At 70.7% G+C, this 22566-nt stretch carries 18 protein-coding genes and 2 pseudogenes; 10 read left to right on the top strand and 10 right to left on the bottom strand.

The features are described 5' to 3' along the window. Positions 1-27: 27 nt before the first annotated feature. Positions 28-324, bottom strand: coding sequence for a type II toxin-antitoxin system VapB family antitoxin (locus tag ACIRR9_RS31440; RefSeq protein ID WP_003999914.1), 297 nt, complete (start codon positions 322-324; stop codon positions 28-30). Positions 325-436: 112 nt separating this feature from the next. Here ACIRR9_RS31440 and ACIRR9_RS31435 point away from each other — a divergent pair, with 112 nt between their 5' ends. Continuing rightward, complete coding sequence (locus tag ACIRR9_RS31435; RefSeq protein ID WP_403758705.1) at positions 437-1987, top strand: helicase HerA-like domain-containing protein; 1551 nt, start codon at positions 437-439, stop codon at positions 1985-1987. A gap of 54 nt (positions 1988-2041) precedes the next feature. Here the strand turns inward: ACIRR9_RS31435 and ACIRR9_RS31430 are convergent, their stop codons facing one another. The 4 genes from ACIRR9_RS31430 to ACIRR9_RS31415 form a co-directional block, all read right to left on the bottom strand. Beyond that, positions 2042-2170, bottom strand: coding sequence for a hypothetical protein (locus ACIRR9_RS31430; RefSeq protein WP_403758702.1), 129 nt, complete (start codon positions 2168-2170; stop codon positions 2042-2044). A gap of 58 nt (positions 2171-2228) precedes the next feature. Continuing rightward, complete coding sequence (locus tag ACIRR9_RS31425; RefSeq protein ID WP_403758699.1) at positions 2229-2579, bottom strand: hypothetical protein; 351 nt, start codon at positions 2577-2579, stop codon at positions 2229-2231. A gap of 94 nt (positions 2580-2673) precedes the next feature. Further along, positions 2674-3318: an HdeD family acid-resistance protein gene (locus tag ACIRR9_RS31420; RefSeq protein ID WP_403758696.1), complete on the bottom strand. Its 645-nt coding sequence runs from the start codon at positions 3316-3318 to the stop codon at positions 2674-2676. A 219-nt stretch (positions 3319-3537) separates the two neighbouring features. Continuing rightward, complete coding sequence (locus ACIRR9_RS31415; RefSeq protein WP_365339684.1) at positions 3538-4164, bottom strand: HhH-GPD-type base excision DNA repair protein; 627 nt, start codon at positions 4162-4164, stop codon at positions 3538-3540. A gap of 136 nt (positions 4165-4300) precedes the next feature. Between ACIRR9_RS31415 and ACIRR9_RS31410 the strand changes: the two genes are divergently transcribed. The 6 genes and pseudogenes from ACIRR9_RS31410 to ACIRR9_RS31385 all read left to right on the top strand — a co-directional run bounded on the left by ACIRR9_RS31410 (position 4301) and on the right by ACIRR9_RS31385 (position 12463). Next, positions 4301-6688: a penicillin acylase family protein gene (locus tag ACIRR9_RS31410; RefSeq protein WP_403758693.1), complete on the top strand. Its 2388-nt coding sequence runs from the start codon at positions 4301-4303 to the stop codon at positions 6686-6688. Continuing rightward, positions 6681-7286: a GNAT family N-acetyltransferase gene (locus ACIRR9_RS31405; protein ID WP_403758691.1), complete on the top strand. Its 606-nt coding sequence runs from the start codon at positions 6681-6683 to the stop codon at positions 7284-7286. The genes ACIRR9_RS31410 and ACIRR9_RS31405 overlap by 8 nt, the downstream gene beginning before the upstream one ends. A 60-nt stretch (positions 7287-7346) precedes the next feature. Then, positions 7347-7433 (top strand): annotated as a pseudogene (locus ACIRR9_RS31400) (cupin domain-containing protein); the annotation flags it as partial. A 156-nt stretch (positions 7434-7589) separates the two neighbouring features. After that, positions 7590-9422 carry a copper resistance CopC/CopD family protein gene (locus tag ACIRR9_RS31395; RefSeq protein ID WP_403758930.1) on the top strand — a complete coding sequence of 611 codons (1833 nt, stop codon included), beginning with the start codon at positions 7590-7592 and terminating at the stop codon, positions 9420-9422. 135 nt (positions 9423-9557) lie between these two features. After that, positions 9558-10289, top strand: a complete 732-nt coding sequence (locus ACIRR9_RS31390) for a hypothetical protein (protein ID WP_403758689.1) — start codon at positions 9558-9560, stop codon at positions 10287-10289. Positions 10290-10303: 14 nt separating this feature from the next. Next, entirely contained in the window at positions 10304-12463 is a 2160-nt protein-coding gene (locus ACIRR9_RS31385) for a bifunctional polysaccharide deacetylase/glycosyltransferase family 2 protein (protein ID WP_403758686.1), read from the top strand. A 40-nt stretch (positions 12464-12503) separates the two neighbouring features. Here the strand turns inward: ACIRR9_RS31385 and ACIRR9_RS31380 are convergent, their stop codons facing one another. After that, on the bottom strand, positions 12504-15116 hold the full coding sequence (locus ACIRR9_RS31380; protein ID WP_403758684.1) for a DUF6185 family protein: 2613 nt from the start codon (positions 15114-15116) through the stop codon (positions 12504-12506). A gap of 179 nt (positions 15117-15295) precedes the next feature. On the opposite strand from ACIRR9_RS31380, the gene ACIRR9_RS31375 reads away from it, so the two are divergent. Beyond that, positions 15296-15700: a hypothetical protein gene (locus ACIRR9_RS31375; protein WP_403758682.1), complete on the top strand. Its 405-nt coding sequence runs from the start codon at positions 15296-15298 to the stop codon at positions 15698-15700. A gap of 75 nt (positions 15701-15775) precedes the next feature. Here the strand turns inward: ACIRR9_RS31375 and ACIRR9_RS31370 are convergent, their stop codons facing one another. Further along, positions 15776-16201 carry a hypothetical protein gene (locus ACIRR9_RS31370; RefSeq protein WP_403758679.1) on the bottom strand — a complete coding sequence of 142 codons (426 nt, stop codon included), beginning with the start codon at positions 16199-16201 and terminating at the stop codon, positions 15776-15778. Further along, positions 16198-16476, bottom strand: coding sequence for a CopG family transcriptional regulator (locus ACIRR9_RS31365; protein ID WP_403758677.1), 279 nt, complete (start codon positions 16474-16476; stop codon positions 16198-16200). The genes ACIRR9_RS31370 and ACIRR9_RS31365 overlap by 4 nt, the downstream gene beginning before the upstream one ends. Before the next feature lie 455 nt (positions 16477-16931). On the opposite strand from ACIRR9_RS31365, the pseudogene ACIRR9_RS31360 reads away from it, so the two are divergent. Beyond that, positions 16932-17144 (top strand): annotated as a pseudogene (locus tag ACIRR9_RS31360) (site-specific integrase); the annotation flags it as partial. A 251-nt stretch (positions 17145-17395) separates the two neighbouring features. Here the strand turns inward: ACIRR9_RS31360 and ACIRR9_RS31355 are convergent. Then, positions 17396-18817: an ATP-binding protein gene (locus tag ACIRR9_RS31355; RefSeq protein WP_403758674.1), complete on the bottom strand. Its 1422-nt coding sequence runs from the start codon at positions 18815-18817 to the stop codon at positions 17396-17398. 63 nt (positions 18818-18880) lie between these two features. Continuing rightward, positions 18881-21316 carry a helicase-associated domain-containing protein gene (locus tag ACIRR9_RS31350; RefSeq protein WP_403758671.1) on the bottom strand — a complete coding sequence of 812 codons (2436 nt, stop codon included), beginning with the start codon at positions 21314-21316 and terminating at the stop codon, positions 18881-18883. Positions 21317-22029: 713 nt separating this feature from the next. Between ACIRR9_RS31350 and ACIRR9_RS31345 the strand changes: the two genes are divergently transcribed. Continuing rightward, a complete protein-coding gene (locus tag ACIRR9_RS31345; protein ID WP_403758668.1) occupies positions 22030-22368 on the top strand; it encodes a cyclic-phosphate processing receiver domain-containing protein in 339 nt (112 codons plus the stop codon). The last annotated feature ends 198 nt before the right edge of the window (positions 22369-22566 follow it).

Here is a 22566-nt window from a genome sequence, read left to right as displayed (position 1 = left end):
CGCGGAACGACGGGTGGTGAGCGGGCGTCAGTCGAGTTCGAGCACGCGTGCGTGCAGCACCTGACGCTGCTGGAGGGCGGCCCGGACCGCGCGATGCAGCCCGTCCTCCAGGTACAGGTCGCCCTGCCACTTCACGACATGCGCGAAGAGGTCGCCGTAGAACGTCGAGTCCTCGGCGAGGAGGGTCTCCAGGTCGAGCTGCCCCTTGGTCGTCACGAGCTGATCGAGGCGGACCGGGCGCGGCGCGACGTCCGCCCACTGCCGGGTGCTCTCCCGGCCGTGGTCGGGGTACGGCCGGCCGTTTCCGATGCGCTTGAAGATCACACGGAAAGCCTACCGGTCCAGACGTTCCGGGCGCAGCCATGGCGACCGAGTGCGACGCTGGAAAAGACACCGTAAAGGTAATCAAACGGGCTAAAAGGGAACAGGGGGTCCGATGACGAATGCCGGTGAAGCCGGTGGTGCGCCCCCGGCCGGGGCCGCCGAGGCCCCCGAGGTCGCCGCGATCGCCTCCGGGTACGCCTTCACCGGTCAGGCGCTGGACCTCGGGGCCCTGCTCTGGGACGGGCGGTGCCGTCCCGACGCCCCGGTCCGCATCCCCCTCCCCATGCTCAACCGCCACGGCCTGGTCGCCGGCGCCACCGGCACCGGCAAGACCAAGACGCTCCAGCTGATCGCCGAACAGCTCTCCGCGCAGGGCGTACCGGTCTTCCTGGCGGACATCAAGGGCGACCTGTCGGGGATCGCCAGGCCCGGACAGCCGAACGACAGGGTCCAGGGCCGGGCGGGTGAGGTCGGCCAGCACTGGACGGCGACCGGTTTCCCCGCCGAGTTCCTCGCGCTGGGCGGCCTCGGCCACGGCGTTCCCGTGCGGGCGACGATCACCAGCTTCGGCCCGGTGCTGCTCTCCAAGGTGCTCCGGCTCAACCAGACCCAGGAGCAGTCCCTCGGCCTGATCTTCCACTACGCCGACACCAAGGGCCTGGAGCTGATCGACCTCAAGGACCTGCGCGCGGTGGTCGCCTTCCTCACCTCCGACGAGGGCAGGGCCGAGCTGAAGGACATCGGCGGGCTCTCGACGGCCACGGCCGGGGTGATCCTGCGCTCCCTGACCGCCTTCGAGGCACAGGGCATGACGGACTTCTTCGGCGAGCCGGAGTTCGACACGGCCGACCTCCTGCGTACGGCACCGGACGGCCGCGGAGTCGTCTCGGTCCTCGAACTCCCCGCCGTCCAGGACAAACCCCTGCTGTTCTCGACGTTCCTGATGTGGCTGCTGGCCGACCTCTTCCACGACCTCCCCGAGATCGGCGACGCCGACCGGCCGAAGCTGGTCTTCTTCTTCGACGAGGCGCATCTGCTCTTCGGTGACGCGTCGAGGGCGTTCCTGGAATCGATCACCCAGACGGTGCGCCTGATTCGCTCGAAAGGAGTCGGCGTCTTCTTCGTCACACAGACCCCGAAGGACGTACCGTCCGACGTTCTGGCCCAGCTCGGCAACCGTGTCCAGCACGCCCTCAGGGCGTTCACCCCGGAGGACCAGAAGGCGCTGAAGGCGACCGTGCGGACCTTCCCGAAGTCGTCGTACGACCTTGAGGAGCTCCTCACCGGGCTGGGCATCGGCGAGGCCGTGGTCACCGTACTCAGCGAGAGCGGCGCCCCGACACCGGTCGCGGCGACCCGTCTGCGGGCGCCGGAGTCCCTGATGGGACCGGTGGACGCGGCGGAGCTGGACGCGGCGGTGCGGGGCTCGGTCCTCCACGGACGTTATGCACAGGCTGTGGACCGCGAGTCGGCGTACGAGAGGCTGCGTGCGGCACAGCCGGCCCCCGCCGCGGAGCCGCGGCCTGCGAAGAAAGAGGAACCCTCCCTTGTCGAACAGGTGGTCGGCAGCGGGATGTTCAAGTCCCTCGCCCGGTCCGTGGGCACGCAGCTCGGCCGGGAGATCACGCGGTCGCTGTTCGGCACGGCCCGCAGACGCAGGTGAGCAGGTGAGCAAGTGGGCGGGTGAGCCGGGCGCACCGCCCGGCTCACCTCGGCATCAACCGTTCTTCCGCTCCTGGGGACGCGGCCGCTGCGGCTGCGCCGCCTTCGTCTCCGGCTTCGGTGCGCTGCGAACGGCTTCGGCGCGCAGCAGGGCGCGCAGGACCGCGTACGGGTCTGAGGACATGGCTGTGTTCCTTGCGTAGAACTGACTGACCTGGGGAAACGCGGGGCCGGTCGGTCGGTCAGCAGCGCAGGACCACGGTGCGCAGGAGGGGCGCGGCGTACGGCGGGCGCGGTGCCGTCGGGCACGGGCGGTGGTGGTCCGCCGGGCAGCCGTCGGCCGCAGGTCCGGGGAGCGGCGAGGGGCGCTCCGGTACGTCGGCTCGATGGACGGTGCGGGCGGGGGGCCGTAGCGGGGTGTCGAGGACGTCGTGTTCGAGGGTGTCGGCGGAGGCGGCCGAGGTGGTGGGGGCGCCGGCGGCGAGGGCCGCCGTGGGGGCGCCGGCCAGCAGCAGGGCGAGCAGCAGCACGAGCGCCCGCAGCCGGGCCTGGCGGCCGGGCTGCGGGCGTCCGGATGCGGGGCCGCTGCTCATGGCGGTCATCTCCCCGCGCGACGGGCGGTGTTCATCGCGCCGGGCGTGAGATCCGCTCGCTCGGCGTACCGGTGCGGCGCAAGGTTGACGTCGCTCACAGGGACTGCGGGATCAGCTTGGCGCGGCTGCGGATGCCGAACGAGGCGATGATCTCGACGATGCCGACGACGACCAGCCAGACGCCGGCGACGAGGGTCAGCACGGCCACCGACCTGAACGGCGAGACGATCAGCACGACGCCGGCGATGAACGTGACGATCCCGAGGAAGATCATCCAGCCGCGGGCGGGCATCCCGGGGTCGTGCACGGCGGCGATCGTCTGCGTGATCCCGCGGATCAGCCAGCCGATCCCGATCCACAGGGCGAGCAGCAGGATCGACTCCAGCGGGCCGCGGAAGCAGAACAGGCCCAGCAGGATCGACAGCGCGCCGCTGATGAACGCCAGCACCCGCAGCGAGGTCGTCTTGTGCGTGCCGAACGCGGCGACCAGCTGGAAGACACCGCTGATCAGCAGATAGACGCCGAAGAGCACACCGGCGGCGAGCAGCGAGGGACCGGGCCAGACGAGAACCAGGACGCCGAGGATCAGGGAGGCGATCCCGGTGAGCAGCACGGTCTGCCAGGCGGCCTTGGAGAGGGCGTGCAATGGCCCCTCGAAGGCCGGCTCGGGTTCACGCCACGCACCGGAGTGCGCTCTGCGGTCGTCGCCGGCGGGGCCGGTGCTGGGGGGCTCGGTCATGGTTCCAGCTGAGACCGGGGGAGACGGCCCTGCCATCGGGGAAGGGCCACCCGGGTGACGAAGACGACCACACCACAACGCCGCCGACTGTCCCTGCCCCAGGGGGCACGTCGCAAGGCCGCCGACTGTCCCTGCCCATGGGTGCGGGGCTGTGTTCACATGCGGCTCCGCCACGCGGGCGCGACCAGCCACAACGCACCCGCACCCGACAACGCACCGTCACCCGCCCGCGCCCCCAGCGGCCCCCGCCGCTTTCGCGGCCTTCGCCGCCGCCTTCATCTCCTGCTTGTGAGCCCGCACCTTGGCCAGTGACTCGGGCCCCGTGATGTCGGCCACCGACCGGTAGGACCGCGCCTCCCCGTACGCCCCCGCGGCCTCCCGCCACCCCTTCGGCGTCACCCCCAGCTGCTTGCCCAGCAGCGCCAGGAAGATCTGCGCCTTCTGCTTCCCGAACCCGGGCAGTTCCTGGAGCCGCTTCAGCAGTTCCGCCCCGCTGTCGGCGTCGCGCCAGATGCCCTCGGCGTCACCGTCGTAGTGCTCGACGAGGTACTGGCACAGCTGCTGGATCCGCTTGGCCATGGAGCCGGGATACCGGTGCACCGCCGGCTTCTCGGAGAGCAGCGCGGCGAACGCCTCCGGGTCCTGCGCGGCGATCTCGTGCGCGTCCAGGTCGTCCGTGCCCATGCGCCGCGCGATGGTGGCCGGTCCCTTGAACGCCCACTCCATCGGGACCTGCTGGTCGAGCAGCATGCCGGTGAGCGCGGCGAGCCTGCTGCGGCTGAGGAGTTCGTCGGCCTCGGGGTCCTGGGCGAGATGCAGAACGGGGGCGTTGGCGTTGGCGTCCATGGCTCGATGATCCCGCGCCCGGACCCGCGATGCGCGCCCGCCGCCGCCCGCCCTGCCCGGCCCTCACACACCTCACGTACGATTCCCCCACGTTCTGACTTAGGCAAGCCTAACCTCACACAAGGGGTGTCACAGGGTGACCATCGAGACGTACCGCGACGCCTGGGGCATCCCGCATCTGCGGGCGGGCGACGCCCGCGAACTCGCCCGCGCGCAGGGCCGGGTCACGGCCGTCGACCGCGCCTGGCAACTGGAGGTGGAACGGCACCGAGTGCAGGGCACGTCGGCGTCCTTCCTCGGCTCCTCGGCCGTCACCTGGGACGTCTTCGCCCGCCGGGCCCGTCTGGCGGACACGGCGAGACGCTGCTTCGAGGCGCTGGAGAAACGGGACCCGGAGACGGCGGACTGGGTACGGGCGTACGTGGCCGGCGTCAACGAGGGCCTGGCCACCGGCGCCGCCCGCACCCCCGAGTTCGCCCGCACGGGCCTGGCCCCCGGCAGCTGGGAGCCCTGGCATCCCCTGGGCATCTGGCTGGCCACCCACATCCTGTTCGCCGGCTTCCCGGCCAAGCTGTGGCGCGAGGAGGCGATACGGCACCTGGGCGAGGAGGCGGTCCCCCTCTTCGCCACGGACGGCCCCGGCACCGCGGGCAGCAACGGCTGGCTGCTCGCGGGCTCCCGCACCACCACCGGCCACGCCCTCCTCGCCGGCGACCCCCACCGCTTCATCGAGGCGCCCGGGGTCTACCAGCAGATCCGCCTCTCCTGCCCGGAGTTCGACGTCATCGGCCTGGCGGTCCCCGGCGTCCCCGGCATCGCCCACTTCGCCCACACCGGCACGGTCGCCTGGTCCATCACCAACGCGATGGCCGACTACCAGGACCTCTACCGAGAGCGCCTGCGGCGCACACCGACGGGAGTGCAGGCGCTGGGCCCCGACGGCAGGTGGGGCCGGGCGGAACGGCATACGGAGACGGTGGAGGTCGCGGGCGAAGCCCCGGTACGGGTCGAGGTGATCGAGACCGAACGGGGTCCGGTGATCGCCGGGGGCCCGGAGGGCCCGGGCGAAGAGGAAGCAGCGGAAAAGCCGCCGGAGCCGGAGCCGGCGGAAGCCGACCGCACCGAACAATCCGACACGGCACCCATGCCGACGCCTGCCGCCGGCGCTCGGCCGCCGCAGCCGCTGCCCGGTCCCGCCCGCGAGAGCGGCGTGCCGACAGCCGAGTCGCCTGACACGCCCGACGGGCGGGTGGCCGCCGACGGCGCTCGGCCCCCACAAGGGCCACCCGCACCTGACCGTGAAAGCCGCACGGATGGTGCGGGTGGGAGAACACACGCCAAAGGCGAAGCCGAGGCGTTGGCGCTGCGCTACCCACCCCGCGTCACCCACGACCTCGGCTTCGGCGCCCTGCTCCCGCTCCTCCGCGCCCGCCGGGTCGCCGACGTCGACCGGGCCTTCGACGCCTGGGCCGAGCCCGTCAACGTCGTGCACGCCGCCGACACCGCCGGAGGCACCCTGCACCGCGTCGCCGGGCGCGTCCCCGTCCGCTCCCGCACCAACCGAATCCGGCTCGCCCCCGCCTGGCTCCCCGGCCACGAATGGCAGGGCTGGCACGAGATGCCGTACGGCGACATCACCGACGGCGTGGCCGTGATGGCCAATCAGCGCGGCCCGGCCACTCCCCTCGGCGTCGAGTTCGCCCCACCCCACCGCGCCGACCGCATCCGCGCCCTCCTCGACGAGCGCCGCACCTGGTCCGCCGCCGGCCTGCCCGTGATCCACACCGACACCCACCTCGCCTCCGCCGCCCCCCTCCTCGACCGCCTCGCCGCCCTCGACGGCCTCACCCCCGCGGCCACCGGACTCCGTGACCGCCTCCTGGCCTGGGACCGCCGGATGGATGCCGACAGCACGGACGCCGCCGTGTACGCAGCCGTGCGCACCGCGGTCGTACGACACCTCGCCGCCCACCCCGCTTTCGCCGCCCTCACCGAAACCCCCGCCTACCCCGAGGTCCTGCTCCCCTGGCTCGCCCTCACCCCCCGTATCGCCTTCGCCCTGGAACACCTTCTCCGCGCCGACGAGTTGTACGGGGTCGACCGCCCCGCCGTCGTCCGTACGGCGATCGAGGAAGTCGCCGCCGACAAGCCCACCGGCACCTGGGGCGACACCCACCGCCTCGCCCCCTGGCGGGCGCTGCCCGAGCCGTCGTACGACGGACCGGGGCTGTCCGGCGACCACGACTGCGTGCTGTGCACCTCCGCCGTGCCCGGCCTCACCGACCTCTCCGCGCGCGGCCCGGCCGCCCGGTACGTCTGGGACCTCGCCCACCGCGACGACAGCCTCTGGGTGGTACCGCACGGCGCGGACGGCGTCCCCGGCGCACCCCACAACACCGACCAACTCCCCTTGTGGCTCAAGGGAGATCTGGCTCCGGTCGTCACCGACTGGGACCGGCTGGAACGCGTGGACCTCACCGATACCGATACCGATACCGATGCATCAGAGGAGACCGATGTCTGAGCACCACCCCGTCTTCGAGCACGCCCTCCCCGGCTTCGGCACCGTCCGCCTCCGCCCCCTCGACCCGGCACGCGACACGGACGCCGTCCACGCCTGGGTCAGTGAGGAACGCGCCGTCTTCTGGGGCATGACCGGCCTCACCCACGCCCAAGTGGCCGAGATCTACGCCCACATGGCCACCCTCGACACCCACCACGCCTACCTCGCCGAGAAGGACGGCGAACCGGTCGCGCTCCTCCAGACCTACGAGCCGGAGGCCGACCGCGTGAGCGAGTGCTACGGCGTCCGCCCCGGCGACATCGGCATCCATGTCCTCCTCGCCCCGGCCGGACCCGAGGGCCCCCGCCCCGGCTGGTCGCAGGCCCTTCTGACCGCCTTCACGGCATACGCCCTGCGCGGCCTCGACCGCCACCGCATCGTCGTGGACCCCGACGTCCGCAACGAGAAGGCGATCGCCCGCTTCGAACGCCAGGGCTTCGCACTCGGCCCGGCCGTCGTACTCCCCGAAATCGACCTCCCGGACGTCCACCTGCCCGAGAAGCACGCCCAACTGGCCTTTCTCACCCGGCAGGTAGCGTTCCCGGATGATGACGCCTGAGGACCTCATCGCCCTTCCCCGGTTCTCGGCTTCGCTCGAACCGGGGAGACCCCTGTCGACCTGGAGCCGATCCCCCGTGAGGGCGGCCTGTTCCGGCGCACCTGGGATGGTCCCGCGCGCACCGACGGCCGCCCCGAGGGCTCCGCGACCGGCCCCCACCCACCCACAGACAAAATGAGTGCCAAACGCCCCCCATCCGTATGACACACGAACGCGTGTTTCCGAACTCAGGACGGTGACGTGGGCGAAGAACACGACCAGCAGCCGACGCCGACCAGGCACAGGGCTCTACGGTCCCTCACTCTGATCGGCACCCTCCTCGCCGCCCTCCTCTTCGCATCCGCGGCCCCAGCCTCCGCACACGCGGCGCTGCGCGGCAGCGACCCCGCCGACGGCGCCGTACTCAAGTCGGCGCCCGGATCCGTCACCCTGACCTTCACCGAGTCCGTCGGCCTGCTCGACGACTCGTTCCGGGTGTACGACCCCACCAACCACCGGGTGACCACCGGCGAGGCGGAACACGGTCCGGCCGGCTCGGACACCGCCCGGATCACCTTCCCGAAGAAGCTCGGCACCGGCACGTTCACCGTGGCGTGGCGGGTCGTGTCGGCGGACAGCCACCCCGTCTCCGGTGCCCTCACCTTCTCCGTGGGCAAACCGTCGGCGACCACGGTGCCGGTCTCCACCGGCCCGGTCGAGAACCCGGCCACCGACAGCCTCTACAACATGGGCCGCTACATCGCGTACCTCGCCGTGGCCCTGCTGATCGGCGCCGTCGCCTTCATCACCGTCTGCCGCCCCCCGGACCCCACCCCCCTGCGCAAGCCGATCCGGACGGCCTGGTGGGCCCTGCTGGCCGCCACGCTCTTCCTGTTCGTCCTGCGCTCGCCGTACGAGGAGGGCACCTCCCCGGCGACGGCCTTCGACCTCTCCGCCCTGGCCGGCTCCGCGACGGGCCGGCCCGGCCTGGCCCTGCTCGCCAGGGCCGCCCTGCTGGCGATCGTCGCGGGCCTCTACCTCCTGCTCCGCAAGCGCGCGGACCCGACCCGCCCGTCCCGTGCGCTGCTCGCCACGGCAGCCGCCCTCGCCATCGCCCTGGCGCTGACCTGGGCGGTGGCGGAACACGCCTCCGCCGGTATCCAGGTCCCCCTGGCGATGACGTCCTCGGTGCTGCACCTGCTGGCGATGGCGCTCTGGCTGGGCGGCCTCGCGGCCCTCCTCATCACCCTCTACCGGGCCACCGCCACGCCCCTCCCCGCCGTCGCCGTCACCCGTTTCTCCCGGGTGGCCTTCGCCTCGGTGACGGTCCTCGTCGGCACCGGCGTCTACCAGTCCTGGCGCGGCCTGGGCTCCTGGCAGGCGCTCACCGACACGTCGTACGGCAGGCTCCTCCTGGTCAAACTCGCCGCCGTGACCCTGCTGCTGGCGGCGGCCTCCCGGTCCCGCCGCTGGACGGCGAAGCTCGCGGCCGCACCGGCCACGGCGGCCCGCGCCCGCGTCCCGCAGACGGTCGGTGCCCCGCTCCTGGAGGGCGACCCCGGTTCCCCGGAGGGCGCCGAGGCACCGGCGGACCCCGGTTCCCCGGCGGACCCCCGTCCCGTGGAGGGCTCCCGGCCTCCGGAGGAGCCGCTCGCCACGTCCGGCCACCTGGCCCTGCGCCGCTCGGTCCTCGCCGAAGTCGCCGTCGGCGTGGTCGTCCTCGTCGTCACCACGATCCTCACCGGCACCCTGCCCGGCCGCGCGGCGGCGGAGGCGGCCGCGTCGGGAGCGTCGACGAGCGAGGTCGGGATACCCGCGGCCGTCGTCGCCATGGTCCCGTTCGACGTGGGCACCCCGAACGGCCGGGGCAAGGTACAGATCACCCTGGACCCGGGCCGGGTCGGCAAGAACTCCGTGCAGGCGGTCGTCTTCGCCCAGGACGGCGGTATCTCCACCGTCCCCGAACTCGGCCTCTCCTTCACCCTCGCCGCCCAGAAGATCGGCCCGCTCCCCGCGAACCTCGCCGACCGCGGCGGCTATTGGGCCACCAACTCCGTCAGCCTCCCCATCGCGGGCGAGTGGACGATGAAGCTGACGGTACGGGTGTCGGACCTGGACCAGGTGACGGTGACGCAGAAGATACGGATCGCCGCCTAGCGGCCCCTAGCCCGACCGCACCGCTCACCTGCGGCCTTCCGGGGTGGGAGGTGTAACAGTTTCGGGCTCGCGCGCACTGTCCATGCGGACGACCATGTCGGTCGTCCGCATGGACAGGGGCGGGACTTCGTGCAGATGACGGGCGAGAGTGGCCGGGCGTACGGCGAGGAGTCGTACGGCGGTCCGGGGTACGGGTACGGCCACAGCCAAGAGGGCGGCATCGCCACCGCCGCTCCCGACCCGACCCTGCCGGAGCCGCACCTCCGGGCCACCGGGCTCCCCGGGGCCGGGCCGGACCATCTCGGCACCGTGGACTCTCCGCACGGTGACGTCATCACCGTGCCGCCCCCGGACCGGGACCCGTCGGAGAGCGATCCGGCGCGGCCGGTCTTCGTGGACGCCTCGGGCCGCCGCCAGCGCCGTGTGCGCAGCGCCGCACGGCTGCTGGTGATCCCCGCCGCCTGCTATGTCGCCCTGCTCATCAGCACGGTCCTGGGCGGCCCCACCATCAGCGCCCCGTTCGTCCCGTTGCCGGACACCCCGCACACGCCGCACGCGACCGCACCCGGCACCCCGGCCGGCACCGGCCACGCGGCAGGGAGCGCGGGCTCCGGTACGGCGTACGACGGCTCCCGTCCCGGTGCGAGCCGGACCGCCTCCGGCCCGACCGGTCGTCCGACGGCCTCGACCGCCGACGCGGCCACCTCCGAGCCGACCACGACACCGACCGGCACCACGTCCCCGGCCGGCACTGCCTCCCCGACCGCCACCACCGCGACTTCCACCGCGACGCCCACCGCCGGTGCCACCGCGGCGCACTCCGGCAAGGGGCGCGCCGTCGGCTCGTCCCACAAGCCCGTGAAGTGATCCGGGGCCCTGAGATGACCGATCGCCGAAGCCGCACCGCCGCGCTCCGCCTGCGCGGCCGTACCCGCCGGATCACCCCCCGCACCCACTGGCTGCTGCTGTGCGTGCTCGTGGTGACCCTGTCGTCCGCCCTGCTGCTGCAGGGCTACACCCACCACATGTTCGGGATCACCTCGGACGACGTGACCGGCCCCCGGGGCCGCGCCGGGGCGGTGCCCGGCCGGGTGGTCCAGGGCGGCCCCGTGATCGCGGACGCCGACACCGCCCCGCACACCGCCCGTCCGCAGACCCGCACCATCGCCCTCACCTTCGACGACGGCCCCGACCCCACCTGGACGCCGCGCATCCTCGACGTGCTGCGCCGCAACCATGTGCACGCGACCTTCTTCGTCGTCGGCACCGAGGTCGTGGACCACCCCGACCTGGTCCGGCGGATCGTCGCCGACGGCCACCAGATCGGCATCCACACCTTCACCCACCCCGACCTGTCCCGCCTCGCCCCGTGGCAGCGCTCGCTGGAGCTGCGCGAGACCCAGCTCGCGGTGGCCGGCGCGGCCGGGGTGACCACCGCACTGCTGAGGCCGCCGTACTCCTCGGAGAACGACGCGCTGGACGACGCCGACTGGTCGGTCCTGAAGCAGGCCGCCGCGGCCGGGTACGTCACGGTGCTCTCCACACAGGACGCCCAGGACTGGCAGCGCCCGGGTACGGGACGCATCCTCGCGAACGCCACCCCGCACGGCCGCGCCGGACAGATCCTGCTCATGCACGACGGCGGCGGCGACCGCGCCCAGACCGTCGCCGCGCTGAACACCCTGATCCCCCGGCTCAAGGCCCGGGGCTTCCGGTTCGCGACGGTCGGCGCCGCGGTCGGCATGGCCGGCCCGGTCCAGCGCGCCGGACTGGGCGACCACCTCCAGGGGATGGCCCTGATCGGCCTGCTGCGGGGCGGCGACTGGATCGTTCGGCTGCTGGAGGTACTGATGTTCGCGGCCGGTGCGGTCAGCGTCCTGCGCGCGGCGGTCATGCTGTTCGCGGCCCGCCGGCACCGGCGGCAGCGGACAGGGCATGGCACCTGGTCCTGGGGGCCGCCGGTGACCGAACGCGTCAGCGTGATCGTCCCCGCGTACAACGAGAGCGCCGGAATCGAGGCCGCCGTACGCTCCCTGCTCGCCTCGGACCATCCGGTCGAGATCATCGCCGTGGACGACGGCTCCACCGACGGCACCGCCGACCTGGTGGAGTCCCTCGGCCTGCCGGGGGTACGGGTGATCCGGCAGCAGAACGCGGGCAAGCCGGCCGCGCTCAACACCGGCCTGGCCGCGGCCACCTGCGACCTGGTGGTCATGGTCGACGGCGACACGGTCTTCGAAGCCGGCACCGTACGCACCCTCGTGCAGCCCTTCGCCGACCCGGGCGTGGGAGCCGTCTCGGGCAACGCCAAGGTCGTCAACCGCGGTGGCCTGCTCGGCCGTTGGCAGCACATCGAGTACGTGGTCGGCTTCAACCTCGACCGCCGCCTGTTCGACCTCGCCGAGTGCATGCCGACCGTGCCCGGTGCGGTCGGCGCGTTCCGGCGCCGGGCGCTGCTCGCCCTCGGCGGCGTCAGCGAGGTCACCCTCGCCGAGGACACCGACCTCACCATGGCGCTGTGCCGGGCCGGCTGGCGCGTGGTGTACGAGGAGCACGCGGTCGCCTGGACCGAGGCACCGGCGTCCCTGGGCGCCCTGTGGCGGCAGCGGTACCGCTGGTGCTACGGCACCCTGCAGGCGATGTGGAAGCACCGCGGCGCCCTGGTCCAGCGCGGCGCTGCGGGCAAGCTCGGCCGCCGGGGCCTGGTCTATCTCCTCCTCTTCCAGGTCCTGCTGCCCCTGCTCGCACCGGTCGTCGACGTCTTCGCCGTCTACGGCCTGCTCTTCCTCGACCCGCTCCGGATCACCGCCCTGTGGCTCGCCTTCCTGCTGCTGCAACTCCTCATGGGCCTGTACGCCTTCCGCCTGGACGGCGAGCGGCCCGGCCCGCTGTGGAGCCTGCCCCTGCAGCAGTTCGTCTACCGCCAGCTGATGTACCTGGTGGTCATCCAGTCCGTCTTCACCGCGCTGTCGGGCTCCCGGGTGCGGTGGCAGCGCATGGAGCGCTACGGCAGCCTCCAGGCCCCGGAGACGACGTCGTAGGAGGGCCGCCTCCCGGGCTCTGTCGGTGGTCGGTCCGCCCTCAGTGGGCCAGATGGACCCAGATCCCCACGATGGCCGCCGCCTGGACGAGGACCCAGGCGATCTGAACGGACAGGCCGCGCAGTTGGTAGACGGACAGCAGCAGGGAGAAACGGCTGGACTCGTACTGCAGGTCCTTACGGAAGGTCGCCAGGTCCATCCAGATGCTGGTGAGCGTCAGGACGCACAGGAGGAGGGCGGCGTACAGGAGCAGCTGGCGGGGATCCGTGTCGAAGAAATGGATGAGCGCGGCGGCCAGGACCACGGGGACGCTGTAGGCGGCGGTGAGGAACCACGCCCGTGCCTGGCTCCGGCGTCCCGGCAGCAGACGCCACAGAGCCCCGAGCGTGAAGCCGGCCGCCGCCCATGCCATCTGATAGAGGATCAGGTCGGCGACGAATTCCGGAATGCCGACAGGGCTGAACACAATCTGTGCTTGCCAGTAGGGAGCCTTTGTCTGGTAGTAGAGCAAAAGCCCGGTGGCCGGCAGTCCGAACCGGAATGCCAGTCGCGCCGCGCGGACCGCATTGGACCACCAGTGCCCGTACGGTCCCCAGGCCAGAGCGATGTCCAGCACCGAGATCTGCTCTGGCGGCTCGTTTCCCCCGCATGCGGTGACCAGCCAACTGCGCAGGTCTTCCAGCTCTTTTTCCAGCCCCTCGCAGGTCATCCCGTTTCCATGACCCCCGTCCAGCAGGCGCTTCTGGTGGGTGAAGTAGAGGTAGTGGCGGGCCTTGTCCACCAGTTCTTCCCGGTGTGGCTCGGTGCCCAGCCTCTTCGCATAGAAACTGTCGCCCATCCGACCGAGCACGGACCAGTCACGCCCGACGCGGAGGACGGCGTACACGGCGACGATGTTCAGCACCAGCCAGACGCCGTACAGCGCGCTGGCATTCGCGAACTTCGCCGCCCGCACTCCGACGAAGAAGGCGAACAAGGAGACGGTCAGCAGGAGATCCAGCTTGCTCGGCCCGCGGGAGAACCGCTCGGATCGGCGGCCCTGTGTCCGGTGCGGCCTGTTGCGGTAACGCAGCAGCGCCAGCAGGGCGATGCCTGTCAGTACCCAGCTGTAGGCGAAGACCCATTTCAGGTCGCTGAAGAAGAAGTTCTCCAGCAGCTTGCTCTGGTACTTGTTGTACTCGACAGGGTCGTAGTGCTCGGCGAGCCAGTTGACGCGCCCCCACTGTTTCGAGCTCGCATGCCAGGCGAGTCCGAGCAGAATCGCGGCGACGGCCGCCAGCAGACATCCGGCGACGGCCACGCACTGCGCCGGGACCTCGTCCCACTGCTTGGTCCAGTGCTTGCGCAGCAATCCTCCTTCGTGCGCGAACCGCCAGGCCCAGGCGAGCATCGCGGCCAGCCACAGCCACACGGTCGCCAGTCCGACCAGGACAAGCCCGGTGCGGCCCCGGGCGGTTGTCGTCAACGGCGCCAGGTTCCACGGAAGACCGAAGGCACCGTGGGCCACGATCACCAGCAGGCCGATCCCCGCGACCGCACACGTGGCTGCCGTGACGGCGAGTGCCTGACGACGCCGGCTGTCGTCGGACGGGTCCGGCTCATCAGCGCCGGCGCCGGGTGCGGCCGGTGGCGCGCCGAGGACCCAGGGGCGGGCGACGAGCACCAGGGCCAGGCCTGCGAGGATGCCGAGGACGGCGCACCACAGGGGTTTGACTCCCCACTGTGTGAGCAGCAGCAGCGCCAGGGCGACCGCTCCGCTGAGTACGGCCCACTCCAACAGCGTCCGTGTGAAGCTCGTGCTGTGTTCGGTGTCGGTGTCGGGGCCGTCCGCCGCCGGTTGCCAGGCCATGTCCCCGACCGGTGGCGGGGGCGTCGTCCCGTGCGCGGCGGCTGTTCCGGTACGCCGGGCACGGAGTGCGGCCACGGCGATCAGGAGCGAGGCGCACACCCACCACGAGGCGATGCCCGCCGTGGGCCAGAGCGACTGGGTGAGCGTCGCCGTCAGCTGGCGCAGCCGGGGCGGATCGATCTCCACCTGGACGTCTTGGGGCAGCCTGTTCGTCCACACCAGCTTGTTCTCCGTGGAGGACGACGCCCGTTCCACGAGGTCGCTGAAGGCGAGGCCGTCCAGATCGGCCTCGATCCGCTTCCACCGGACGGTCTGAAGGGTCCGCGGCCACAGGTAGACCATCCACGTTCTCCCTGCGGGGACGATTTCCCAGGGGCCCACGGGGAAGGGCTTGTTCGAGGTGATCCAGCTGTACGCGACGTAGTGCACCTCGACCGAGGAGTCGGTGGCGGTCACCACGGGATCGCGGGGATGCCACTCGTTGCGCTTCCCGGGAGTCTCGTCGCCGAGCAGCAGACACCGCATGGCCATGCGGTACTGCGGGGACTGCACGCTGAACGTCAGCTGCTTGGCGAGCGGCCACACTCTCGGCACCCGTACCGTCATGTCGGAGACGAGCCAGGGGTGCGACTCCTTGTGCTGCTGCAATCGCAAGGTGGCCTCGACGCTGCTTTCCTGGAGGTGTTCCGGTTGGCAGCCGGTACCAGGGTCCCGCCGCTGTTGCGCCGACGCCGGGTCGCACGTCCACACGCATGACACCAGCACCACGAGCGACAACAGCCGCCACCATCGAGTCATCGCCATAGGGCCGACACCTCTCCCTGTCCCCGGCGAATCTAGACAAGGCGTCGCATCTGTCATGAACAGACACACGTCGAACGCCTGACACGCACCCCCTTGGGCGTGCCGGTGGCATTTGCGGGGCCCGGTTCGGCGCCTGAGAATGGAAGGCCGGTGACCGTCAGCCGATTGACGGAGGACCCATGACCGACACCCCGGTGGGCGTCCCGCGCAAGCCGCTTCCCCGGTTCGAGGAGGCCGAAGGGCTGGGACCCCAGGACGCCGAGTTCGTCGAGGACCTGGTGGCGGTACTGGCCAAGCACGGGAATCTGAACCGTTTCGGCCTGTGCCTGCTGCACGACCACTTCCCGCTCCGCGCGGACGAAGTGCTGGTGGAGACGAACGACCCCCAGGCCCGCACGCTGCACGCCCACGTCGAGAGGGCGGACGGCACACGGCACGCCAAGGCGTCGCAGTGGCGGTTCGTGCCCCATGCCGACGACGAGGCGGACACGGAACCGGCAGCGGGCCCCTGCCAGGAGATCATGCTGTGCACCACGCTCGACCTCTGCCCGGGCCACGAGCACGACCGCGGCTCCGACCACTAGGAGCAGGACACCGGAGCGAGACCCGCGACAAAGAGGATGGACCGTGACTGCCTCGTGGTCGACCAGAGCGCCGGGTCATACCTGCTTGACGACGATGGTCTCCGGGAGGAGCTTCTCCAGGTCGTCCACGTCCGAGGTGAAGACGGTGACCTGCCCCTTCTGCCGGCGTGCGATGACAGCGAGCACGGCATCGATGGCGTACTTGTGACCGTGCAGCTTGGCGTCGGCCAGGAGACGCCGGGCTTGGCGGGCTTCGTCCTTGCCGATGTCTGCGACCTTGAGCCGGGACAGCACCCAGTCCCAGCGCTGCTCGGTGGTCCTGCCGTCGAACGCCTCGACCAGCGTCATGGGAGACGTCACCACCTCGGCTTCACCCCCGGCCGCGAGGTCGAGCCGGGCGATCATCTTGCGGTCACCGCGCACGGCCAGGGACAGGGCCTCGCAGTCGAGTACGAAGACGCGCAGTGGCCGCTGCCTGTGCTCACCGGCGCGCTTCTTCACGCGGCCTCTCCGGCATCGTGTCCTCCGGCCGTGCGGCGGCGCTCGTGCTCGGCGTCGAGATCGTCCAGTTCCGCGAGGGCTGTCGCACGCTCGTCCTCGGTGACCGGCCCGTGTTCCTCCTGCAACCAGTCGACCAGCTCCAGCAGCCGGTCCCGATCGCGCTTGAACCGCAGTGCTTCGGCGACGTACGCCGAAAGTCCCCGCTCAGCCGCCTCGGCGCGGATCTCGTCCAGGAGATCTTCGGGGATCGTCACCGTTACTTTCTTGGTTGCCATACAAGTCACCATACTCTTGGTGTGAATGCCCCTACCAGGTTGCCGTGACCCGTAGGGCAAGGAGGCCAATGCGTGAGCCCTGCCCACACGTGATCGCCGACTCGTGCCGCTTCACTCGGCCACCGCGTGCCGTTCACTCTCATCAGCGCATGCTGCGTCGGATGAGGATGGTTGTCCTTCGCGGTGGTGAGCCTCCTGCCGTTGATGCAACGACAGGAGGAGAGTCCATGTCCGTGCTGCCTTCGGCAGACGTCTTCAGATCGATCGAGCCAAAGGTTCCGCGGCTGTTCGGCCGCCTCGTCGACCGCGCACCGAAGGGTTCCACTTCGCGGCGAGGCGCTGGTGGAGGAGTGAGGCTGCACCTCCGCCTTGATGGCACTGCCTGCTGGACTCCCACGTTGTAGAGGCTCAAAGCAATCTAGGGCACATGGCGTGGTGTGGCCCACTGAGCCGGAACACGGACTATCGCGCTCATGCCGCTCGGTGTCCCGGATCGCGTCATCGATCAGATCACGGGGTGGGAGCCGGGCACCTCGGTAGGCATGCGGGCGAGGTACCTGCACGTGCCGGACGCCATGCTCAAGGACGTGGCCCGGGAGATCGCCGATGCCATCTGGAGAGCTCCGGAAACACCCGCTGTGGACAAAAACCAGGACAACGGGAACTGAGGACGACGTCGAAGGGCCCCACCCTGAGGTGGGGCCCTTCGACATATTGCCCGGTGAGAGCAATGGCGGAGGATACGAGATTCGAACTCGTGAGGGGTTGCCCCCAACACGCTTTCCAAATGTTCGTCTGGGGGTTCGGGATCGATCGGCAGTGTCCTGACCTGCAGCGGAATGGGGCTGGGGGCAGGTAGCGGACCGTGCTGAACAGCAGCGAATGCAACCAGAACTGCAACCAGGCGTTCGGTTCCTGCTCATGCCCTGCGCCAAGCGCTGAGCAGTTCCTCGGGGCCGTACACCGCCTGAAGGCCGGAACAACCGACCCCGTTGCGGGAGACCGCCACGAGCGGTACCGGCTCGTCGGTGATCGCTGCCCGGTGCTTCTGCAGTGCGGTCAGGTCGTGGCTGTCGAACGCGGAGTTCTCCAGCCACTTGACCGAGCCGAGGAAGAGCAACTGCTTGGCCACCGGTTGCCGGTCGGCGCCCACCAAGTCGATTTCGACGTCGTTGCTGCGGGTCCAGTACCCGCCGATCGCCGGGGCGGCAGGCAGGAGCCCGTCCGGCAGGAGACGGGCGAGGGATTCCCGCACCAGGGGCTCGATGGCGCGGCCCCGCCAGCTCGTCCACTGCTCCTGGATGCGGCTCAGCGTGAGATCCCCCCGCATCCGTTCGATCTCCGCCATGTGCGGATCCAGAAACGCGAGCCAGAACCGCAGGTATGGGTCTGCCACCCGGTAGCGGCGTTCCTTCGACGGCCTCAGGGAGAGGGGAAGTTCGGCGGCCACGACCCGTTTCTCGGTCAGCACGTCTGTGGCTCGGGTGAGAGTGGTGTGGGCGATGCCGCCGGCCGCGCGCGCGATGTTGGTGAAGGTCCGCTCTCCGGATCCGATGGCCCGCAGTACCTCCCTGCTCATCGCCTGTGGTGGAAACTCCGCGGCCAGTGAGCGTTCGGCGGAGACCAGCAGGGCCGAGATGGGGTTGTCCAGCGAGTCGCGGAGGAACTCCCAGACGTCGGCCCCGGCCTGCCACTCCGCGCAGATCAGGGGGAGACCCCCTGTGACCAGCGCGGCGTCGAACGCGGCCGCCGGAGACAGGCCGAGCATCTCGCCGATGTCGGCGGGGTTCAGGGGCCCGACGATCATTTCCCGCCCCCGCTGGTGAAAGGGACGGTCGTAGCTGTTCAGTGCCTCCATCATCGACAGATCGGACCCGACCAGGAGGAGAAGTACCGGCTTTCGGCTGAGTAGCCGGTCCCATGCCCGCTGGAGCATTCCCTCGAAGGCGTCGATGCGGTCCATGAGATACGGAACCTCGTCGATGACCACCACGCTCGGGCTGTCGTCGGGAAGCATCTCCGCGAGCAGCCTCAGGGCCGCGTTCCACTGCGCCGGGGTCTCCTCGGAGAACAGTTCCCGCTCCGGCAGGTTGGATCTGGCGACGGCGTCGAGCAGCTCCGTCAGTTCGTCCGCCGCCGTGCCGCCCGCAGCGGTGAAGAAGAGGTACGGCGTCCCGGTACGCCGGAGGAACTCCTCGACGAGGCTGGACTTGCCGACCCGCCGTCTTCCCCGCATGAGGACGCATTGCCCCGGTTTCGCCGCCCCGACGGCATCGTGGACCGCCCGCAAGGCGGTGTCGAGCACGTTCAGCTCGCGATCCCGCCCGATGAAACGACGCATGGCAAGCCTCCCGAGAGGGATAGTATCGACAGAGATACTATCTCTCTCGATACCATCTTTTCTTCATTCGGGCACGGGGCTCATGACGCCGTGGATGCGGGAGAGGGTGAAAACGCGCTTGTCCTCTCGCAGGTGGCACCAGGCTTCGAGGTAGGGCGGGTCGAGTTCGAGGCGGCTGAGGGTGCGTACCGTCCGGTTCCCCGAGGCGGCGACGTAGTCGACGGTGATGGGTGCGTCGGCATCGATGGCGTGGGCGAGCTGGCGGACGTCGCCGTACGGCAGGTGCTTCGCCCACCCTGCGACGATCTCCTCGGTGTCCGTGGCGAAGGGCGGTCCTCCATCGAACGGCGCGGGTTCCGGAGTCGTCGGTGGGGCGGCCAGCAACCGGGCCGCCAAGGTGTTCGGGTCGACTGGGGCGGCTTTCTTCGCCGTGCCTGTGGCAGCGATCCGGCCACTCTCCCTCGCGCCGGTGCCGCCCGGAGCCGGCACCGGCGCGGCGGCCCGCTGAGGCCGGGTTTTCTCGACCCGTACCGTGCCCTCGGCCGTCTCGGCGACGGGGGCGTACCCCTCGGCCCGGAGCGTGGCGAGGGTCGTGTCGAGCGGGCTGCGGCTGATGAGCACCGTAGGCGCCAACTGCCGGAGCCCGAGCTTGGCGAGCTTGCGGTGGGCGGCGAGTTCGGCCAGGAGAGCCGGTTCGTCGCCGTGGATGACGCAGGCGGCGGGGGTGACGCGCACGCGGCCGTGGCCGCGTGCGGTGTCGGCGATCAGGTAGGACAGCGGCTGCGGCAGGGGCCCGGCGGCGACAGCGGCCAGGTCGGCCGTGATGTCGTCGCAGACACGGCCGCCGTCCAGTGCCCGGCGGATGCTGCCGGCGCTGAACCGCCACACCGATGCCGTGCCGCTGGTCTCACGGTCGGCCACGGCGTCCAGGAGCGAGGCCAGTCGCGCGGACGGTGTGCCGGTGACGACGGCGGTGAGATCGGCGCCGATCCGTGCCGTCGCGGTGGCCGAGGGCAGCAGTCGTCGGCACTCCATGCCCAGCGCCTCCGTGTCGCCGGTCCGCAGATGGATACCGAAGGCGGACAGAGCGCCGCGAGCGAGTACGCCGAGAATTTCGGCCTCACGGATCACGGTGGCGAACGGTGTTCCGTCCGGGGGCGATGAGTGGGTGAGCGGGCGGTGCCAGGTGATCAGGGGCCCCAGATCCGAGGTGACCGTTGTGCCCTGCCCTGCCGGACGCTGCCCGGCTGCGGCCAACAGCCCGTGGCGAGCCTGCACACAGCCATTGCAGGGTGGTGCTCCCGCGAGAGCGGGAAGCGCCTTATTGTCCTCGTCGCGCGACTCGGTCGGGGTGAGCGGCAGGTTCCGCCATGCCTGGAGCAGTACCGCGAACTGCTCCGGGGGTTCCTGCTCCGCCCAGGCGTCGTACGCCTCGGTGGGCGCCACGCGGTCGCCGTCCCGGCCCAGGAGCCCGGCGGCGTACGCCGTCTCAAGAGCAAGGCGTACGACGGCGTCGTCGGCCTGCGCGGCCTTGCCGATGCGGGCCAGTTCACGCGCCCCGATCCCGCCGGACTTCAGTCGGGTCGGCGCGGTGTCCGAGCAGGCCGACAGGACCGAGACGGCACGGGACGCGAACGCCGTGGCCGCGGCCGACGCCTCATGGTCCACCTCGGCCAGGGTGACGGACGTCGATCGCACGGAAGGCGGGACTGGTACGAACGGGGCGTGCCAGCCGGGTCCGCGCAGCGAGAGCGTCACCTCGGCCGGCATACGGGCCGGACCGTAGGCGTGACGATCCTGGATCAGGAGTCCCCGCTCCACTGCCCACCGGGCGCCCGGTTCGAGGCCGGGGCCGGGAGCGCCGAACACGATGAACTGCGGCTGCCCCGGCACGCCCGCCGCGCGGCGTTCGAGCAGCTTCCGAGCCGCCGCAGGAGCTTTCGCGACCAGTGGGACGACCTGTTCCGGGTCGCTGTGATGTGCCACCAGTGCGGCCAGACGCTGCGGCTTGGTGCCCGGCGGCTTGATGCCCAGGGCTGCCAGCATGCCGCGCAGGTCCTCGGAGGTCGCGCCCGCAAGCAGCTGCTCCAGTGGCGCATCCAGTCCCAGGGGCGCGTCCCATGCGTGGCGCAGTGGTGCGGCCATGCGGAGTTTCCCCGCGCCGTCCGGCCAGACCAGAGCCTGATCGGCCAGCGCATCCAGCACGACGGCCAGTTCACGGGTGGTTTCGTCGTCCGTCGCCCCCAGCAGCTCCGCCAGGGCATCGCGCGACGCGGGCGCACCCAGCGCCGCCAGCGCCTCGGCCACCTGGAGGTGTGGCAGCGCGAGCCGTGGCAGGGCCAGTGCCACCGATCCGGGGCGCTGAAGACGGTCCGCCAGTTCCCCCACCGAGCGCGGCTCCGGAGGGGACATGGCTTCCTTTCGTGCTTCGAGCACGCGTGCCAGACGAGAGCCGTCGAGGCTGCTCAGCCATGTCGCCAGCGCTGATCGGGACTTCATGGGGGTGCACCTCGTCAGACCGGGGAGTCGCAGTGGGGCGGGAGGCTCGGCGCCAGGTTTCCAGAATGGCGTACCTCCATGGTCGGCGGGTGCCGCATCAGGGCAGGTTCCTGCCAGCGGGCGTTGGCGGCTTGTGGCCTGCCTCGACTGCCGCGCGCGAGGCACGACCGGAGCTCACCGTGTGGATCCTGGTCGTCGGCAACCGTCGCGAGGTCTACCGCAAGGTTCCGTAGGCGTGCGCCACATAGCCGGTTCGTTCACCCGACGCGGGATGTGGAAGCGTGCGCCTGACCGTTCAGTGAAATGTTCTGAATGTCGGGCGTAAGTGCAACAAAAAATGCAACCGGTCCACGCCGAAGAGCCGAGCCACAACTCGTGGCTCGACTCTTCGTTTCGCCTGGTCAGGCGGCTGCGGAGGATACGAGATTCGAACTCGTGAGGGGTTGCCCCCAACACGCTTTCCAACTGTGGTGGTGGGGGCGCGGGGCTCGTACAGTGCCGTTCACCTGTGTTCACGGCTGGCCGGTCCATGACTCAGTTGCCATGTGTGGTCCGGGCTGAACGCCCATGTACGGCGCTGAATGAGACGGAAACTGAGACGGCCCGGCCTGTGACCGGGCTGCCGCAGCGGATGCGCAACCTTCTGATCCGTAGCGCCGACTACGTCGTCCTCGCTGTTGGGCCCGCCGCGGCAGTGCTGTGATGATGGGCGGGTGAAAGAAGAGTCGCTCGCACCGACGCCCGTGATCCTTGGCATTGACGACCTCCGGCCGCTGCCCTGGGCTACGCAGATCGCGCGCACCAGCGGCGAAGGTGTCAAGCTCCTGCAAGAGCACCGCGACACCTTCATCGACGAACTCTGGCTCGACCACGACCTCGGCGGCGACGACAGCATCTTGCCCGTGGTGACCCTCATGGAAGAAGCCGCTTTCAATGGACGGCCCTTCCGAATCGGAACGGTCTTCGTGCACAGCGCCAACCCCATTGGCGCCGAGACCGTCGTCCGGTCGCTCACACGCTGGAACTACCAGGTCCGGCGGGCGACGGCCTAGGAATCTGATTTTGAGGTCTGGCCTCATCTTTATCAGGTCGATCACGGGAGACCGTCGACGTCTACCAACCGGGCCTGCGCCTCGGCCAATCGTCCACTGAGGTCCGGCGCTGATCGCTGCTGTTCGCGCTTGTTGGTGTCAGTCGCTGGTGTCAGCCGCCGCATGCAGTCTTGACAAACGCGGCCATTCTCTCGGCAC

This window comes from Streptomyces sp. NPDC101234 (genome assembly GCF_044767525.1).
Taxonomy (GTDB): domain Bacteria; phylum Actinomycetota; class Actinomycetes; order Streptomycetales; family Streptomycetaceae; genus Streptomyces; species Streptomyces sasae.
Note: the sequence above shows the minus strand (reverse complement) of the source record. Positions and strands in the feature narration are given on the sequence as shown.

Excerpts from the sequence above, each read along its gene's own strand:
- ACIRR9_RS31435 (WP_403758705.1), top strand. The coding sequence starts at position 437 with ATGACGAATGCCGGTGAAGCCGGTGGTGCGCCCCCGGCCGGGGCCGCC.
- ACIRR9_RS31430 (WP_403758702.1), bottom strand. The coding sequence starts at position 2,170 with ATGTCCTCAGACCCGTACGCGGTCCTGCGCGCCCTGCTGCGCGCCGAA.
- ACIRR9_RS31425 (WP_403758699.1), bottom strand. The coding sequence starts at position 2,579 with ATGAGCAGCGGCCCCGCATCCGGACGCCCGCAGCCCGGCCGCCAGGCC.
- ACIRR9_RS31420 (WP_403758696.1), bottom strand. The coding sequence starts at position 3,318 with ATGACCGAGCCCCCCAGCACCGGCCCCGCCGGCGACGACCGCAGAGCG.
- ACIRR9_RS31415 (WP_365339684.1), bottom strand. The coding sequence starts at position 4,164 with ATGGACGCCAACGCCAACGCCCCCGTTCTGCATCTCGCCCAGGACCCC.
- ACIRR9_RS31405 (WP_403758691.1), top strand. The coding sequence starts at position 6,681 with ATGTCTGAGCACCACCCCGTCTTCGAGCACGCCCTCCCCGGCTTCGGC.
- ACIRR9_RS31390 (WP_403758689.1), top strand. The coding sequence starts at position 9,558 with ATGACGGGCGAGAGTGGCCGGGCGTACGGCGAGGAGTCGTACGGCGGT.
- ACIRR9_RS31385 (WP_403758686.1), top strand. The coding sequence starts at position 10,304 with ATGACCGATCGCCGAAGCCGCACCGCCGCGCTCCGCCTGCGCGGCCGT.
- ACIRR9_RS31380 (WP_403758684.1), bottom strand. The coding sequence starts at position 15,116 with ATGGCGATGACTCGATGGTGGCGGCTGTTGTCGCTCGTGGTGCTGGTG.
- ACIRR9_RS31375 (WP_403758682.1), top strand. The coding sequence starts at position 15,296 with ATGACCGACACCCCGGTGGGCGTCCCGCGCAAGCCGCTTCCCCGGTTC.
- ACIRR9_RS31365 (WP_403758677.1), bottom strand. The coding sequence starts at position 16,476 with ATGGCAACCAAGAAAGTAACGGTGACGATCCCCGAAGATCTCCTGGAC.
- ACIRR9_RS31355 (WP_403758674.1), bottom strand. The coding sequence starts at position 18,817 with ATGCGTCGTTTCATCGGGCGGGATCGCGAGCTGAACGTGCTCGACACC.
- ACIRR9_RS31350 (WP_403758671.1), bottom strand. The coding sequence starts at position 21,316 with ATGAAGTCCCGATCAGCGCTGGCGACATGGCTGAGCAGCCTCGACGGC.